This window comes from Pseudomonas sp. 30_B, from assembly GCF_017491605.1.
Taxonomy (GTDB): Bacteria; Pseudomonadota; Gammaproteobacteria; order Pseudomonadales; family Pseudomonadaceae; genus Pseudomonas.
This window is the reverse complement of record NZ_JAFGYY010000063.1, coordinates 1-275: the sequence shown is the minus strand read 5'-3', so window position 1 is coordinate 275 and position 275 is coordinate 1. Positions and strand designations below refer to the sequence as shown.

The window sequence follows — 275 nt, the reverse complement described above, 5'->3', positions numbered from 1 at the left end:
ACACTGCGATCAGCGACAAGATCGTGGGCTCCGACGTCGATCAGGACAGCCTCACCTTCACCCTGAAATCCGGCAACGAACCGAAGCACGGCACCCTGACGCTGGACTCCGCCACTGGCGACTACACCTACACCCCGGCCAAGGATTACAACGGTGCGGATTCCTTCACCGTGGTCGTCAGCGACGGCAAAGGCGGATCCGTGGAGTCGGTGATCAGCATCAACGTCACCCCAGTGAACGATGCGCCGGTCACTGAAGACCAGTCCAAGACCACC

At 60.7% G+C, this 275-nt stretch carries 1 protein-coding gene; it reads left to right on the top strand.

Features of this window, described 5'->3' with window-relative positions:
- Positions 1–275, top strand: a 275-nt coding sequence (locus J5M67_RS27185; protein WP_207888512.1) for a cadherin-like domain-containing protein, incomplete at both ends; no start/stop codon positions are given.